At 71.3% G+C, this 15662-nt stretch carries 15 protein-coding genes; 8 read left to right on the forward strand and 7 right to left on the reverse strand.

What is annotated here, in order from left to right; translation table 11 throughout:
* Positions 1–25: 25 nt before the first annotated feature.
* Complete coding sequence (locus ABEA39_RS11925; RefSeq protein WP_345376100.1) at positions 26–412, reverse strand: hypothetical protein; 387 nt, start codon at positions 410–412, stop codon at positions 26–28.
* Between the two features lie 132 nt (positions 413–544).
* Between ABEA39_RS11925 and ABEA39_RS11930 the strand changes: the two genes are divergently transcribed.
* Positions 545–1291, forward strand: a complete 747-nt coding sequence (locus ABEA39_RS11930; protein ID WP_345376101.1) for a GDSL-type esterase/lipase family protein — start codon at positions 545–547, stop codon at positions 1289–1291.
* A gap of 93 nt (positions 1292–1384) precedes the next feature.
* On the opposite strand, the gene ABEA39_RS11935 is transcribed toward ABEA39_RS11930, so the two are convergent.
* The 3 genes from ABEA39_RS11935 to ABEA39_RS11945 all read right to left on the reverse strand — a co-directional run bounded on the left by ABEA39_RS11935 (position 1385) and on the right by ABEA39_RS11945 (position 5759).
* Positions 1385–1987, reverse strand: a complete 603-nt coding sequence (locus ABEA39_RS11935; RefSeq protein WP_345376102.1) for a DUF6518 family protein — start codon at positions 1985–1987, stop codon at positions 1385–1387.
* Between the two features lie 148 nt (positions 1988–2135).
* Positions 2136–2654, reverse strand: coding sequence for a GNAT family N-acetyltransferase (locus ABEA39_RS11940; RefSeq protein ID WP_345376103.1), 519 nt, complete (start codon positions 2652–2654; stop codon positions 2136–2138).
* Positions 2655–4211: 1557 nt separating this feature from the next.
* Complete coding sequence (locus ABEA39_RS11945; protein WP_345376104.1) at positions 4212–5759, reverse strand: DHA2 family efflux MFS transporter permease subunit; 1548 nt, start codon at positions 5757–5759, stop codon at positions 4212–4214.
* 70 nt (positions 5760–5829) lie between these two features.
* On the opposite strand from ABEA39_RS11945, the gene ABEA39_RS11950 reads away from it, so the two are divergent.
* The 5 genes from ABEA39_RS11950 to ABEA39_RS11970 all read left to right on the forward strand — a co-directional run bounded on the left by ABEA39_RS11950 (position 5830) and on the right by ABEA39_RS11970 (position 10463).
* Positions 5830–6450 (forward strand): TetR/AcrR family transcriptional regulator, encoded by a 621-nt coding sequence (locus ABEA39_RS11950; RefSeq protein WP_345376105.1) that lies wholly within the window; start codon positions 5830–5832, stop codon positions 6448–6450.
* Between the two features lie 91 nt (positions 6451–6541).
* A complete protein-coding gene (locus ABEA39_RS11955) occupies positions 6542–7222 on the forward strand; it encodes an endonuclease/exonuclease/phosphatase family protein (RefSeq protein WP_345376106.1) in 681 nt (226 codons plus the stop codon).
* Positions 7223–7567: 345 nt separating this feature from the next.
* Positions 7568–8254: a GntR family transcriptional regulator gene (locus ABEA39_RS11960; protein WP_345376107.1), complete on the forward strand. Its 687-nt coding sequence runs from the start codon at positions 7568–7570 to the stop codon at positions 8252–8254.
* Positions 8254–8958, forward strand: a complete 705-nt coding sequence (locus tag ABEA39_RS11965) for a GntR family transcriptional regulator (protein WP_345376108.1) — start codon at positions 8254–8256, stop codon at positions 8956–8958. The genes ABEA39_RS11960 and ABEA39_RS11965 overlap by 1 nt, the downstream gene beginning before the upstream one ends.
* Before the next feature lie 170 nt (positions 8959–9128).
* The gene (locus ABEA39_RS11970; protein ID WP_345376109.1) at positions 9129–10463 is read left to right on the forward strand and encodes an O-acetylhomoserine aminocarboxypropyltransferase/cysteine synthase family protein; all 1335 of its coding nucleotides are present in this window, start codon (positions 9129–9131) and stop codon (positions 10461–10463) included.
* A gap of 184 nt (positions 10464–10647) precedes the next feature.
* Here ABEA39_RS11970 and ABEA39_RS11975 read toward each other — a convergent pair whose 3' ends face one another.
* The 3 genes from ABEA39_RS11975 to ABEA39_RS11985 are packed head-to-tail and all read right to left on the reverse strand — an operon-like array spanning position 10648 to position 14103.
* Positions 10648–12003, reverse strand: a complete 1356-nt coding sequence (locus ABEA39_RS11975; RefSeq protein WP_345376110.1) for a glycosyltransferase family 87 protein — start codon at positions 12001–12003, stop codon at positions 10648–10650.
* A 43-nt stretch (positions 12004–12046) separates the two neighbouring features.
* Positions 12047–13102: a PfkB family carbohydrate kinase gene (locus ABEA39_RS11980; RefSeq protein ID WP_345376111.1), complete on the reverse strand. Its 1056-nt coding sequence runs from the start codon at positions 13100–13102 to the stop codon at positions 12047–12049.
* Positions 13099–14103: an ADP-ribosylglycohydrolase family protein gene (locus tag ABEA39_RS11985; protein ID WP_345376112.1), complete on the reverse strand. Its 1005-nt coding sequence runs from the start codon at positions 14101–14103 to the stop codon at positions 13099–13101. The genes ABEA39_RS11980 and ABEA39_RS11985 overlap by 4 nt, the downstream gene beginning before the upstream one ends.
* A gap of 26 nt (positions 14104–14129) precedes the next feature.
* On the opposite strand from ABEA39_RS11985, the gene ABEA39_RS11990 reads away from it, so the two are divergent.
* Positions 14130–14963 (forward strand): putative protein N(5)-glutamine methyltransferase, encoded by an 834-nt coding sequence (locus ABEA39_RS11990; protein ID WP_345376113.1) that lies wholly within the window; start codon positions 14130–14132, stop codon positions 14961–14963.
* A gap of 34 nt (positions 14964–14997) precedes the next feature.
* A complete protein-coding gene (locus ABEA39_RS11995; protein WP_345376114.1) occupies positions 14998–15306 on the forward strand; it encodes an EthD family reductase in 309 nt (102 codons plus the stop codon).
* The last annotated feature ends 356 nt before the right edge of the window (positions 15307–15662 follow it).

Consider the following 15662-nt stretch of genomic DNA (forward strand, 5'->3'; position numbering starts at 1 on the left):
GCACCCCTTCGACTGGCGGCCCAGACTACGGGGTATGGCCGGGTGCCGGTGACGGTTTCTCGTCGACGACCGCGATGAAGCGGCTGCCGATGCCGTCGACCTCGTGTCGAGCGAGACCGTCGGCGGGGAGAGGGACCTCTCCGGGGGTGTGGTGGTCGCAGGACAGATAGGTCCACTCCGGCCACCACTTCTTCGGCCGGACGTCTTCGGTGAACCCGCAGACGACGCACTCGAGCTTCACCCAGACGGGCTTCGTGCCGGTGCGATTGGCCCGGGACTGCTGCAGCCAGGCCGGCGGGTTCGTGTCCAGTTCTGCGAACTCGGCGTCGGTCAGGCTCTTCGGCAGCCCGTGGCGATTCGCCATCTCGAGGGGGATGTCGAGCCGGAGGGCCGCTTCGCGTCGCGTGATCACCGGGTAATCCTAATCGCCCCGTCGGCCCGGGCCGCCGTGCATCCCACCGTCTCGCCCTCGCGCCCGGCGCCTCGCGGGCGCCGCCCCCGAACAGGGGCACGAGCGACGGTCGTCGTTCTGCAACGATAGAGGGTGACCTCCCTCGATCCACTCGTGCGCCTATTCGGGCGCCCGCTGCTCCGCCTCTCGTTCGCCCTGTTCAAGCGCGAGATCCGCCGCGCACCGATGCCTCGCGACGAGCCGGACGGCTCGATCCCCGGCCCCCACCCGGAGCGGCTCGTCTTCATCGGCGATGTGCTGACCGGCGGCTACGGCGTCGTGACGCACGACATCTCGACCCACGCCCGGACCGCCCAGCTCGTGGCCGCACGACGGGGCCGCGGTGTCGACTGGGTCGCCCGCATCGACCCGACCCGGCTGGCCGACGAGCTCGCCGTGTCGGACGTGCTCGATCTGCGCGAGGCGGACGTGGCCGTGGTGCTGCTCGGTGTGACCGACGTGCTGTTCCTGACGCGGACGGACGCCTGGGCCACCGCCCTCGCGGCGATCACCGACCGTCTTCGCCGAAGCGCGGGCCCGGATTGCGAGGTCGTCTTCGTGGCGATCCCGCCGCTGGCCGACTTCTGGCCGATCCCGCTGCCGTTCCGCCAGCTGATCCGGTGGCAGGCCGACCGGCTCAACGCCGCCACGCGTGACCTCGTCACCCAGCTTCCCGGCGTGCGCTACTCGGAGTTCCCGGGCCTCGTCGGCCCGGCACGGTCTCGCGGACCGGTCTCCTGGCGACACCTGCACGATCAGTGGGCGCGCGGGCTGACACCCCTCGTGATCGAGGCTTTGGAGGAGCGTTCCGCCGACGGCGGCGTCTCCGCTACCGCGTGACGCACGGCTCCGCTACCGCCTGACGCGGACCGGTGTCTCCGCTACCGCCTGACGCGCGGCTCCGCTACCGCCTGACGCGGACCAGCGCCAGCGCTACCGCCTGACGCGGACCAGCGCCAGCGCGAAGAAGCTCGCGCCCGCCACGATCTCGAGAGTCCAGAAGACGGGGCTCGTGGAGGTGAGCAGCACGAGGAGCCCGTGCGTGCCGTCGGCGATCAGCACGGCACTGAGGGCGGCGACGCCGAGCAGGCGCCAGCCCCGCGAGCCGTAACGCGCGGCCGTCGCCGCCACCCCCATGATCGGCCCGACGACGAGGCCGATGCCGGACCAGATCGACGAGAACGGCGCGGAGTAGTAGTGCCCGCGCCAGCCGCTGACGAGGCCGTACGCCTCGACCATCGTCTCGAAGGCGACGACCCCCAGCACCACGGCGAGGATGGGTCGCGCCCGGGCGAGCCAGACGAGAAGGAACACGAACGCCGTCCATCCCCCGGCCGAATTCGCGAGCGAGTTGATCCACGAAGGCAGATACTGCTGCGCCGGGCTCGTGAGGCCGCCGATGAGGGCCGAGCCGAGGATCACGGCGACGGTCGCGCGAACGGCGTGCCCGGCGGCGGCGGACGGCTGGACGAGGGCCGGAGCGGCCGCGACGGCGTGGGAAGGGACGGGGGCGCGGGACGTGCTGGAAGCGCTCATGCTCCGACGGTACGGATCGGGGCCGACTGCGCGCATCCCCCTTTCGGCGGGTTCGTCTCCCCCTCGGGTCGTGCCCGGTTCGGGTCGTGCCCGGCTCGGGTCGTCACCGGCTCGGGTCGTGCCCAGTTCGGGTCGTGCCCGGCGCGGCCTAGGCGAGCACCTTCTCGTAGCAGAGCGAGAACGGGATCGTGTCGATGTAGGGCGGGTAGACCGGGATCGGCGTGTAGCCGCTCCGCTCGTACAACCGCACGGCCTCGGGCTGCCGGTCGCCGGTCTGCAGGATGATCCGTGCCGCGCCACCCTCGCGAGCCGCCCGGTCGAGTTCGCTCATCAGCAGGGCGCCGATCCCCCGGCCCCGCGCCGCAACGGCGACGATGACGCGCTTCATCTCCCACTCGCCGCGCAGGTCGCGGAGGGCCGCGTGTCCGAGCGGAGTGCCGGTCGACTCGTCCACCACCAGAATCGTCGCGAACACTCCGGCGGGATCAACGGCCAACGCCCGGTGCAGCGCCTCCTCCTTATCGGGAGTGCTGTCGGCGTCGCGCCCGGCGTACCGAGCACCCATCTCGAACTCCATGGCCTCGCGCAGGGCCACCGCCCGGGGGTCGTCCCACTCGACGCGCTCGACTCGAACGCCCGGGGTGGTGGATGCAGTCGTCTCGCTCACACGCCCATCCTTCCGCACGGCCGGGGACGAGAGGGTGGGATGCACGCCGCCCCGTCATACGGCGTCGCATGCCTTGGTCTGCCGAGCGTGTCTGCCGCGCATGTCTGCCGTGCATCCCCCGTCTTCTCGAATTCGAGAGCATTTCGGCCCCCGAGCCACACCCGTTGCTGGCCGGCTTGACGTGTCGCGCCCGATCGCTCTCGAATTCGGCAGGCCCTGCGGCCGGGCCGCCTGGCCGGGCGCGCCTGGGCCGCCTGGCCGGTGTCCGCGGGGGTGCGGGTCGTCCCGCCCGGCCCGCACCCCGTCCCCGCGGAGCCGCACCCCCGTCCCGCGGAGCCGCACCCCGCCCGCGCCCACGCACCCCTGTCGACCTGGGGTTCCCCGCGGACTCGAGGGTGCAGCTCCTCCCGCCCATGCACCCGCACCCCGTTCGGCATCCCCTTCACCCGGTCCGCCGCACCCGGCCTCCCGCCACCCTGCCTCCCCAGCACTTATCCACCAGCCCACCGCTGGCAACTCAGGCAACCAGCGACCCGCCGCCCGCAGAGACCACCGCCCACGCCCCGTCGGCCGCAACTGCCTGAGTTGCCGACACGACGGCACAGAACACCGGCGCGGGCACGAGGACAGAACCGGGAGGGTGGGATGCCCAGCCCGCCCCGCCGCACCCGGCCTGCTCTCACCCATCGCCCGGCCGCCGGCCCACCGCTGGCAACTCAGGCAACCAGCGATCCGCCGCGCGCAGAGACCACCGCCCACGCTCGGTCGGCTACAACTGCCTGAGTTGCCGACACGACGGCGCAGAACACGGGCGCGGGCACAAGGGCAGAACCGGGAGGGTGGGATGCCCAGCCCGCCCCACCGGACCCGCCTCCGCTCGCCCGGCCTCCCGGCACCCGGCCGCCGGCCCACCGCCGGCAACTCAGGCAACCAGCGACCCGCCGCCCGCAGAGACCACCACCCACGCCCCGTGCGCCACGACTGCCTGAGTTGCCGACGGGACGGGACAGAACACGGGCGCGGGCACAAGGCAGAACCGACAGGGTGGGATGCCCAGCCCGCCCCACCGGACCCGCCTCTGCTCGCCCCGCCTCCCGGCACCCGGACGCCGGGCCACCGATGGCAACTCAGGCAACCAGCGACCCGCCGCCCGCAGAGACCACCTCCTGGGCACTGTCGGCCACAACTGCCTGAGTTGCCGACACGACGGATAGAACACCGGCGCGAGGGCGGAAGCGCGAGGGTGGGACGCACGGGCCACCCCGCCTCATCCGGCCTCCCGGCACCCGGTCGCCGGGCCACCGCTGGCAACTCAGGCGACCAGAGATCTGCCGCCCACGGAGACCACCACCCAGTCCCCGTCGGCCACAACTGCCTGAGTTGCCGACGGGACGGGACGGCACCGAACACCGGCGCGGGCACGAGGACAGAACCCACCGGGTGGGATGCCCAGGCCCGCACGTCAGACGGACAGCCGCACCTCAGACGGACAACGGCACGTCAGACGGACAGCCGCACGTCAGACGGACAGCCGCACGTCAGACGGACAGCCGCACGTCAGACGGACAGCGGCACGGGCGACTCGGCGGCACCAGCTCCAGCACCAGCCCCGGCACCGGCACCAGCACCGGCCCCGGCACCAGCACTGGCACTGGCACCGGCCCCGGCAGCTACGGCACCCTCCGCCGCTACCTCGCCCCGGGCATCCCCCGCCTCGGCTCGCGCTCCGCGCCCCACGGGCAGGAACAGCGCGACGACCGCCGACCCGAGCAGCACCGACGCCCCGACGAGGACTGCGGGGACCGCGGCATGCACGTACCCGGTGGGCGTCAGCTGCCCGCCGGCGCCCGTGAACACCGCGGTCAGTACGGCGATGCCCAGGGCGACGCCGATCTCGCGCAGGGTCGAGTTCGTGCCGGTGGCCTTGGCGTGGTCGTCCGACGCCATGTTGACCAGCACGGCGCTCGAGATCGGCGCGAACACCAGGGCCATGCCGATGCCGGCGAGCAGGAACCCGGGCAGCATCGTCGAGTACGCCACGTCGGCCGAGAGCGTCAGGCCGATCTCGAAGAGGCCGCCGGAGAGGAGCACCAGGCCCGCGACGATCAGGAAGCGGGTGCCGAGTCGCGGCACGAGGAGGCCGGTGAGCGGGGCGATGAACATGGGCGCAAGGGTCCACGGCATGGTCTCGACGCCCGCCTGGAGGGGCGTCTTGCCCTGCACGACCTGGAGGAACTGGATCAGGATGAACACGGCGCCGAACGCACCGAAGCTGAACGACATGGCGACGAGGTTGGCGAGCGCGAAGCTCCGGTCGCGGAACAGGCGCAGGGGCAGCAGCGGCGACGACGTGGCCGATTCGCGCACCAGGAACCCGGCGATCAGAAGGCCGCCGGCGATCAACGATCCGAGCACTTCGAAGCTGGTCCAGCCGGCGTCGTTGCCGCGCACGATGCCGTAGACGACGCCGAGGATTCCCAGGCCGGCCAGGATCACGCCGAGGACGTCGGCGCGCACCCGAGCGCCGACGCTGTTCGGGAGCACGAGCAGTGCGAGGGGGATCGCGACGATGCCGACCGGGACGTTCAGCCAGAAGATCGACTCCCAGCTCCAGCCCTCGACGACCGCGCCGCCGATCAACGGGCCGAGCGCGACCCCGAGCCCGGAGACGCCACCCCAGATGCCGATGGCCATGGGCCGGGCGGCCGCCGAGACGGAACCCACCAGCAGGGTGAGCGACAGAGGCATGATGGCCGCCGCCCCGACGCCTTCGAGGGCACGGGCGGCGATGAGCACGCTCGTCGAGGTGCTGAGAGCGGCCAGGGCACTCGCGGCCGTGAAGACGACGATGCCGCCGATGAAGAGGTGTCGACGGCCGAGGCGATCGCCGAGGCTGACCGCGAGGAGCATGAGCGCAGCGAACGTGAGGGTGTAGGCGTTGGTGATCCACTGCAGGCTCTCGACGGTCGAGCCGAGCTTCTCGTGGATGACGGGCAGAGCGCTCGTGACGACGAGATTGTCGAGCGTGGCCATGAACATGGGCAGCGAGGCGGCTACGACGGCCAGCCAGACGGGGATGCGACGGGCACCGGATGCAGACGACACGATGAGTCCATTCAGGTTGTAATCGGATGATTACCTAGACCGTAAGTTATCGACTGATACCATGTCAACCATGCCCCCGACTTCCTCCGCCACCGCGTCGACGGAGACGCGCATGCCGGCCGCCCAGCGCCGCGAGCTGATCCTCGACGCGGCCACCGGCGTCTTCGGCGACCGCGGCTACCACGGCACGACGACCGACCAGATCGCCAAGGCCGCCGGTATCAGCCAGCCCTACGTCGTGCGCCTGTTCGGCACGAAGGAGAAGCTGTTCCTCGACGTCCTCGATCGCGCTCTTCAAACCATGCTCGTCGCGTTCCGGGCCGCTCTGGCCGACGACGGGTCCGGCTATCCGCTGCAGAAGCGTCTCGGCGAGACGTTCGTCGACCTGGTCAGCAGCAAGGGCGTCCACCGCACTCTCCTTCAGGCGTTCGTCTCGGGCGGCGATGCCGAGATCGGCCGCTTCGCTCGCGCCGGATTCCTCGACGTCTTCCGCTTCCTCCGCGACGAGGCCGGCTTCACCGACGTCGAGGTCGACGAATTCCTGGCCCAGGGGATGCTCTTCAGCGTGCTGCTCAGCCTGGAGCTCCCCCGGACCTTCGGCACGGACCCCGACGGCGATGCGCTCATGCGAGCGGTCTTCGGTGCGAAGTGCGCGATGGTACTGGATGTGATGGGGCCGGGCGCCTCCTGAGAGCCGTTCCGTGCATCCCCCAGATGACGTTCCCGTTAACTGGGGTGGTTTCCTGAAAGCCCCGACCCGAGGGACGCGCCAGAATGAGCCCATGGAATCCGATCTGAGAATCGTCAGCTACAACCTCCGTGAGCACCTCGCCATCGGAGAGCTGTCAGCTCTCGTGGACACCCACACCATGGACGTGCTCTGCCTGCAGGAGTGCGACAGCACCGACATCCCCGAAGAGATCCTCGGGCTGACCCTGGCCGCGTCGACGAAGACGAACCGTCTGGGCCTCGCCCTCTACTACCGCAAGGACCGCTTCGAGCTGCTTGGCACGAGCCTCTTCGCCCTGATGAAGTCGATGCACGACCGCGTCATGGCGCCGGCCCACGAGCGACTGCTCGCCGCCCGCCTCCGCGACCTCACCACCGGGCAGGAGCTCATCGTCGCCGACTTCCACGCGGCACCGCTCACGGCCTCGAACGCCCTGCGCCGCAAGCAGATCGGCCTGGCGCACGAGAAACTGGCCGAGCTCGCCGACGGCGTGCCGACCGTGATGGTGGGCGACTTCAACTACCCCTGGTTCCGGGCCGGGCTCCGCAAGCACCTGCTGAAGACGGGCTACGAGCTCTCGATCACCGAGGAGCCCACGTACGCACGGTCGGGTTTCAGCGGCCACTTCGACTTCGCGACCACCATGGGCATGAAGATCGCCAGCGTGCTGTCGCTGCCCCAGGGCAAGTCGGATCACCGGCCGATCCTGCTCCTCGCCAGCGTCGCGGCCTGATCGACCGGGCGTCGCGGGCTGATCGACGAGGCATCGCGGCCTCATCGCAACGGCCTCGCAGCCCGACGCCCCGCGCGAGGGTAGCCGAGGGAAAACCTACTCGCAAGAATTTTTAGCGAATCGATTAGGTCACGAATGGGCGATCTGATTAGTATGTGAATCACGCCACTGATCCGGCGGTGGCGGGAGTCCTTTTATTCGGGTAAGAGACTCCCGCCCATTCTCTTCTGTGTCGCTGCCCACTGTCTCTGTCCACTTCCGTGTCTTGATTCGCTGTGTCCCAGGCCTCCGCGCGCGACGTGTACATTGGGGCACTTGAAAACGCGGCGATCGGATGGTGAAGCGGTGGAGCCGTCTGCGACACCCGCCCGGACCCTCCTCCGCGAGCGCGTCCACGGGCAGCTCCTGAAGGCGATCCTCGACGGCACGTTCCAGCCCGGCGCCCGGCTCCGCGACAGCGACCTGACCGCCTGGCTCGGCACCAGTCGGGCCCCCATCCGCGAGGCCCTCGCTCAACTGACCGAGGTCGGCGTCATCGAGATGGCCCCGAACCGCTACACCCGCGTCGCGACCATCACCCCGCGCGTCTACGCCGAGAGCGCCGCCGTGTGGGCGACGCTGATGACGCGGGCCCTGCACTGGGGCATCCTCGCGTTCCCCGCCGACGAGGTCCCGCGGCTGGCGGCCCTGTGCGACGAGCTCCGCACCTCCGACCCCGCCCTGTTCCCCCCGGGGCCGACGCCGATCGATCGCTTCCTCGGCGCCATCGCGCGGCACTGCTCGAACGCGGTGCTCCTGGAGAACATCGCCGTGCACGAGCCGCTCCTGCAGCTCGGCATCAACCGGTTCAAGACCCATTTGCAGGTGAAGGCCATCGCCGGCTACTTCGACACCATCGTCGCGCGCTGCGTCGACCACGACGTCGACGGTTTCGAGGCGGGCATGCGGGAGTTCCTGAACGGTCCGACACGCGCCTTCACCGAGACCATGACCGGGATGAGCCTCGCCGAGTACCTGGACGACGTGAGCTGATGCCCGTCCCCGATCGCCTCGACGAGCCCGTTCCCGCCCGACGACTGCTGACCGACGACGTCTTCGACCGCCTGCAGGACGACATCGTGCGCGGACGCCTCGCTCCCGGTCAGCGCCTGTACGACCTGTCGCTCGCCAGCGAGCTCGGGCTGTCCCGGGCCACGGTCCGCACCGCGCTGCTCCGCCTCAAAGAGGTGAAGCTCGTCGAGGCGGTGCCGAACCTCTACACCCGGGTCGCGCCGCTCGATCTCGTCCGCTACCTCGAGACTCAAGACACCGCGCGGGCGCTCTACCTGTTCGCGGCGCGGATGGGCACCCCGTTCCTCACCGACGAGCAGATCTCCGGGTTCCGGGCCTACGGCGACGATGCAGCCGAGCGCGTCGAGGTCGACGCCGACAACCTCTTCTCGGGCCGCGCCGAGGCGGCGGCCCTCCTGCCGTTCGTCGACGCCCTCGGCAACGCCGCGCTGGCCCGGGCCGTGCAGCGTCTCTCGCCCACCATCCGACGCATGACCGGCCTGCACGCCGACCTCATCCCCTGCGACGGGATCTTCGACACCATCCGCTCCCTCTCGGCGGCGGCCGGCCGCCGCGACGCCGAGGGCGTCACAGCAGCACTGAACGCCTACTACGACGGCCCGATCGCCGAGTTCCACGAGCGGCTCGGCGACCTGTTCGACGAGACCGGCCCCGTGCATCCCTGACCCCTCCGGCCCTTCCGGGTGCCGAGTCGGCGACGACGGCGGCGCCCCGATTCGTGACCCCGTGTGACGAGGCGCAGGTGCGCGGGGGATGCCCGGGTTAACCTGGCAGCGCGGCTCACCGGGGCCGTGGCGCCGAAAGGCGTTCACCGCGAAAGGCACGACTTCCGACCATGGCCGCAGCAGAGTTCGACTTCGAGACCCGTCAGATCCACGCCGGTGCGACCCTCGACGCCGATCACGGAGCCCGACTGACCCCGCTGTACCAGACCGCCGGTTTCGTGTTCGACTCCTTCGACGACGGCCAGGGCCGCTTCAACGGCACGATCCCCGAGCCGGCCTACTCGCGCACCGACAACCCGACCAATGCCGCGGTCGCCCGCCGGCTCGCCGACCTCGAAGGCGGCGTCGGGGGTCTGCTCACGGCGAGCGGCACTGCGGCCATCGCCCTGACGCTGAACGCTCTGGCGGCCTCCGGCGATCACGTCCTCGCCACGGACAGCCTCTACGAGGGCTCGCGGACCCTCTTTGCTCGCAGCTTCGGACGCCAGGGCGTCGAGATCGAGCTGATCCCGGCGGATGCCCCCGACGAGGTCTGGGCGGCGGCGATCCGTCCGAACACCAAGGCGCTGTTCACCGAGACGATCCCGAACCCGAAGAACGACGTGGTCGACCTCGAGCGGCTGGCCGGCATCGCGCACCGCGGCGGGTTCCCGCTGGTGGTCGACAACACCGTCGCCACCCCGTTCCTCAACCGGCCGATCGAGCACGGCGCCGACATCGTGATCCACTCGACCTCGAAGTGGCTCTCCGGGCACGGGGCCGTCATCGGCGGCGTCGTGATCGACAGCGGCACGTTCGACTGGGCCGGCAACGCCGACCGCTTCCCCGAGATCGCGCTCCCGTCCCGCACGGGTGTGGCCTCGTTCGTCGAGCGTTTCGGCCGCCTCGCGTTCCTCACCTACCTCCGCAGCGTGACGGCGCTCGACTACGGCCCGACGCTCCCGCCCACGAGCGCGTTCCTGCTGCTACAGGGCATCGAGACGCTTTCGCTCCGCATGGAACGCCACGTCTCGAACTCCCTGGAGATCGCCCAGTGGCTGGAGCACCAGGACGAGGTGGCGAACGTCGACTACCCGGGTCTCGTCAGCAACCCCTACTACGCCCGGGCGCAGAAGTACCTGCCCCAGGGCGCCGGTGCCGTCGTCACGTTCGACCTGGCCGGCGGCGTCGAGGCGGCCCGCGTCTTCATCGACTCGCTCCAGTTGATCAGCAAGATGACCCACCTCGGCGACGTGCGCACCCTGGCGATCCACACCGGCTCGACGATCCACGGCCACCTCACCGAAGACGAGCGGCTCGCGCGCGGCATCCGCCCCGGCACGGTCCGGCTGTCGATCGGTCTCGAGAGCGTGCGGGACCTCCGGCACGACCTCGAGCGGGCTCTGGACGCCGTTGCTGCGGCTGCTCCGGTCGCGGCTGCTCCGGTCGCTGCGGCCGCCGTCTGACGCGGGCGCCGTCTGACGCGGCCGCCGTCTGACGCTGGCGCCGTCTGACGCTGGCGCACGGGATGCCCCGCCGTGCGACGTATCACGGTCGAAAGCACGTGCCGCGGCGCGTTGATCAGTCCGTCATACGTCGCGCGGCAGCAGAGTCGGAGCAGAGGCGCGAGCGAAGAGGCGAGCGCCGCACTCAGTAGCTGATGTTGCGCACGGCGACGTCGAACGGCCGCGTGCCGAGCGGTACCGTCGGCCGCACGAACGCGACGCGCGCCACCTTCCACACCGCCCACGCGAAGGCGGCGAGCAGCAGCAGGTTCCGCACCGCGAGCAAGATCACGGCGGCGGGATGCGCGGCCATGAGCTGGTCGTAGAACACCGGGTACACCAGCGTGGTCACGACGCTCGTCACGACCAGCAGCACTCCGGGGAAGCGCCATTCGACCGGCTTGCTGAGCAGCCCGACCGCGACGATCGGGGTCAGCCAGAGCAGGTACTGGGGCGACACGACCTTGTTGAAGACGACGAAGGCGCTGGCGAGGCCCAGGCTGCCGAGGAGGACGAGGTCGAGCTCGCGGCCGGTGGGCCGGGCGAAGATCGACAGGCGCCGCATCGCGAGGGCGAGCAGGACGAGCAGGGCGAGCATCACGAGGAGCATCAGCATCGTGCCATGGGCGACCAACCAGGAGTCGCCCGGGCCGGTGACCTCTTCGGTGTTGAGCGGATGGTCGTGGAAGATGCGGGCGCCGGGCACGCCGAACATGCTCATCCAGACCCAGGGGGTGGCCAGCGGCGCCTCGAGCTGGAGGGGCCGGGAGTCCTGGGCCGTGACGAAGCTCGTGAGGTGCGAGCCGCCGCCGAACAGGAAGACGACGGCAGCCACGATCACGGAGACGCCGACGGACGTGACGAGGATCGCCCACCGCTTCGACGAGGCCACGAGGGCGGCGGCGATGACCGCGGCGGGCCAGACCTTGACCCAGGTCGCCGCCGCGAGCAGGACCCCCGCAACGCGCGGCCGGCTGCTCAGGAAGAGGAGGGCCACGACGACGGCCGGAGCGGTGAAGCCCTCGATCCGCATCAGGACGACCGGTGACAGCACCGCGAGCGTGGCGAGGTAGAACCAGGTGGCCGTGAGATCGCGGCGCCTCGTGCCTCGATCGATCAGGAACCAGACCGCGACGGCGTTGCTCGCGGCGATGAACACCAGCCAGAGCACCTGGTAGAACGCGAACCCGAGGACCGCCGGGAGCATCACGATCAGGACCGCACCGGCCGGATAGACCCAGTCGCGGCCGAAGACGGGCCATTCACCGGTCTTCAGCGCGTGATGCGCGACGCCCTGGTACCACGAGACGTCGCCCCCCGACGTGCCCTTCACGATGAACGGAAGGACCCCGATGAGGAGGGCGACATGGATGGCGGCGAACACACTCCAGAGGAGCCAGGGAGCCCGTCGCAGCCGGTCGAACGGGCTGCCGGGCTCGATGTCGGCGGAGCTGCGGCTCGCCTCCCTCGTCTTGCGGAGAGAGGAGGAGGGAACACGCACAGAGGGAGTTTAGGACACGTTCACTGGGTGCCGTCGCCGGTCTTCACCGAGTGCCGTCGCCGGTCGGCGGGAGGCCCGCCCCGAGGAGGAGGTCGGTCTCGGCGGCCGTCGGCGCGGTCGCGGGACCGCGCCGGGCGACCGCCAGGGCCGCCGCCGCGTTGGCCCGTCGAGCCGCCTCGGGCAGAGTGACGCCGCGCGCGAGAGCCGCGCAGAGGACGCCGCAGTGGGCGTCTCCGGCCCCGGTCGAGTCGACCGCCTCGACGGCGAAGCCGGCGATGCGCTGCACGGTGGAGCCGGTCGCCAGCACGCAGCCGTCGGCGCCGTCGCGGACCAGGGCCGCGGAACCCGGCCGAGAGAGCAGCGCCGCGAGGGCGGACGCCGCACGAGCCGGCTCGGAGAGAGCCGGCCCGGAGAGAGCCGGCCCGGAAAGAGCCGCGGCGTCGGCGGGATGCACGCCTCGCCCGCTCCAGAGGCGCGCCTCGCGGGCGTTCGCCGAGACGACGTCGGTCCGCGCGAGCACCCGCGCGAGTGCCGCACGGGGCAGCGTGGCGATCAGAGGCGAGGGATCGAAGACGACCCGCACGGACTCGGGCAGCGCCTCGAGCCAGGCCGGGACGAGCGACGCATTCGCCGGGTGCGCGAGCGAGTAGCCCGACACCAGGACGACGTCGGTGGGCTCGACTTCGACTCCCTGAAGGTCGGAGGGCTCGAGCATCCCCTCGGCCCCCACGCTCGTGACGAAGGTCCGCTCGGACGTCGGGTCGACCAGGACGACGGAGAAGCCGGTGTCGCGGTCCGGCACCCGCCGCTCGAGCGAGAGGACGCCCTCGCTCTCGAGCGCCGCCGCGACGAGCGAGGCGAAGGGCCCGGTGCCGAGAATGCCGACGTGCACGGCGACCGCCCCGTCGCGCGAGGCGGCCGCCAGCGCGTTGAAGGCCCCGCCGGCGGTCACCGCGGTGGAGGTCGCGAGGACGTCGCCGCCCGGCTCGGGCAGAGCGGGGACGACGAGGCCGACGTCGGCGATGGCGTTGCCGACGACGAGGACGCGCCCGCCCGTACGCTCGCGCCCGCCCGCACGCTCGCGCCCACGCCCGGTCACACCCGCTCCCGCAGCAGGAGGAGGCCCGCCGCGACCTCGGGCAGCTGGAGTCCGTTCACCCGGGTCACCGTCGCGACCGCCGCCTCGGGCCACGCCGCCATGCCGTGCAGCGCCCCGAGGACCGCCCCGGCCATCGCACCGATCGTGTCGGTGTCGCCGCCCACGCTGGCGGCCTCGCCGAGCGTCGCCCAGGGATCCTCGGCGAGCGACACGAGTGCGAGGGCGGCCACGACCGACTCCTGCGACGCCACCGAGGTGCCGATCACGTCGTACACGGCCCGCACCCGCTCGGCCGCCGGCACCCCGGGCAGCCACGCGCGGAAGTGGGCGAGCCGCGACGCGATGTCGCCGCCCGCGACCCACACTCCTCGTCGGGCCCCGAGCCGAGCCGCCTCGGTCGCCCGGTCGAGCGCCTCGTCGACACTCGCGCCTGCGAGCCCGGCGCTGATCGCCGCCGCCACGGCCGCTGCCCCGGAGATGCCCAACCCGGTGTTGTGCGTGACACTGCTCGCCGCCTCCACGGCATCGACCAGCCCGGCCAGGTCGTCGACCGGCGTTGCGATCCCGATCGGCGCGATCCGCATTGCCGCCCCATTGGTGGTGCCACCGCTGCCCGCCTCGGCCACCGGCACCCCCTCGAGCAGACGTGTCACCGCCGCCTTCGTGCTCGGGCCCAGCAGGTCGAGCGACCCGCGCTCCTGCATCGAGCGCTCCCAGGCGACGAGCCCGTCCGCGAAGGCCCGAGGGTCCACCCGTCCGCCGCCCTCGATCAGCAGCTTCGCCAGCAGCAGCGCCTGCTCCGTGTCGTCGGTGATCGATCCGGCCGCCATGCCCGCAGCGATCCGCTGGAGGGGGCCCGCGCCGACGAACCCGGTGACCCGGCCGTACGAGTCGGCGATCGCCTCGTGACTCATCGACTGCGTGGGCATGCCCAGGGCGTCGCCCAGGGCGAGACCGGTGAGGGAGGCGAGGGCGCGGTCGGACAGCGAGAAGGAAGGCATGGCCCAATCGTGTCATCGTTGACCCCATGCCGACCGATCCCCGAGAGCTCGTCGCGCGGCTCCGCGCCGCCGGGTGCGTCTACGCCGAGGACGAGGCGCGCCTCCTGATCGAGGCTGCCGCCGACGACGACGATCTGGCGAGGATGCTCGGGCTCCGCGTCGACGGAGAGCCCCTCGAGCACGTCCTCGGCTGGGCGGAGTTCGACGGCCTGCGGATCCGAGTGGGTGCGGGCGTCTTCGTGCCGCGGCGCCGCACGGTGTTCCTCGTGGAGACGGCGTGGGCGGGCATCCCCCGTTTCTCGCCCGACCGGGCTCTGCGGGTGCTCGACCTGTGCTGCGGCTCCGGAGCGGCGGGGGCGGCCCTCGAGGCCCGTGCCGAGGCTGCGGGGGTGCTCGTCGAGGTGCACGCCGCCGACCTCGAGCCGGCGGCCGTCGCGATGGCTCGGACGAACCTGTCGCACCCCGAGCGCGTCACGGAGGGCGACCTGTTCGAGGCCGTGCCGCGCGACTACCTCGGCCGGTTCGACGTGATCCTCGCCAACGCGCCCTACGTGCCGACCGACGAACTCGCATTCATGCCGGTCGAGGCCCGCGACCACGAGCCCCGGTCCGCTCTCGACGGCGGCCCCGGCGGCACGGCCCTCCACGAGCGGATAGCGCGGGATGCCCCCGCCTGGCTGGCCCCGGACGGCCGTCTGCTGATCGAGACCAGCGTCCGCCAGGCAGCCACTACCCGCGCGTTCGTGGCGGCCTCGGGGCTCGACGCGCGGATCCTGCATTCCGACGAGTTCGACGCGACCCTCGTCGAGGGCGCCGCGACGCGTTTCGAGGGCGCGGCTCGCGTCGGGGGCGTTGGATGAGAGCGTCCCGTCCCTTCTGACGAAAGGTCCACGCATGCCCACGAAGATCACGTTCATCTACGACAACCCCACCGACCCCGACGCTTTCGAGGCCGCCTACCCCGAGAACCTGGCCCTCGCGAAGAAGCTGCCGGGCATCACCAAGGTCGAGACGAGCAAGGTCTGGCCGAAGGAGGACGGTTCGCCGACGCCGGCCTACCGCACGATCGACCTCTATTTCGAGAACTACGACGCCGCCAGCGCGGCCGTCTCGGGCGCCGAGGCCGGCGCGCTGTTCCCGAACGTGCAGGAGATCGCCACGGGCGGCGTGCGCATCCTCTTCAACCACCTCGAGGAGAGCTGAGACCAGCCCCCCGACCCGTTCTCGCGACGGCCGTTCCCTTCGGGGAGCGGCCGTTTCGTCATTGCGGGATCACCTCTGGTTCGGAGCCGACGCCGCCTTCGGATTCGCCCCACTAGTGGGGGTTTCAGGGGACGGGTGAGTATCCGCATCATTGAGTAGCTTCACAACCGAGTAACACGAACGGCGATACATCATCGCTCTCCTCGGCCCTCCTTCTTCCCACCCGGCCTCGACCGAGGCCACCGGCCCAACCAACCAAGGGGTAATCAGAAATGTCCGCTCACAGCTCCGCTTCCACCAAGGCCAAGCGTCTTCGTTTCGCTCCCCTCGCCATCGCGACCGGTGTCCTCGGCGCC

Source organism: Frondihabitans cladoniiphilus (genome assembly GCF_039544345.1).
Classification (GTDB): Bacteria; Actinomycetota; Actinomycetes; order Actinomycetales; family Microbacteriaceae; genus Frondihabitans; species Frondihabitans cladoniiphilus.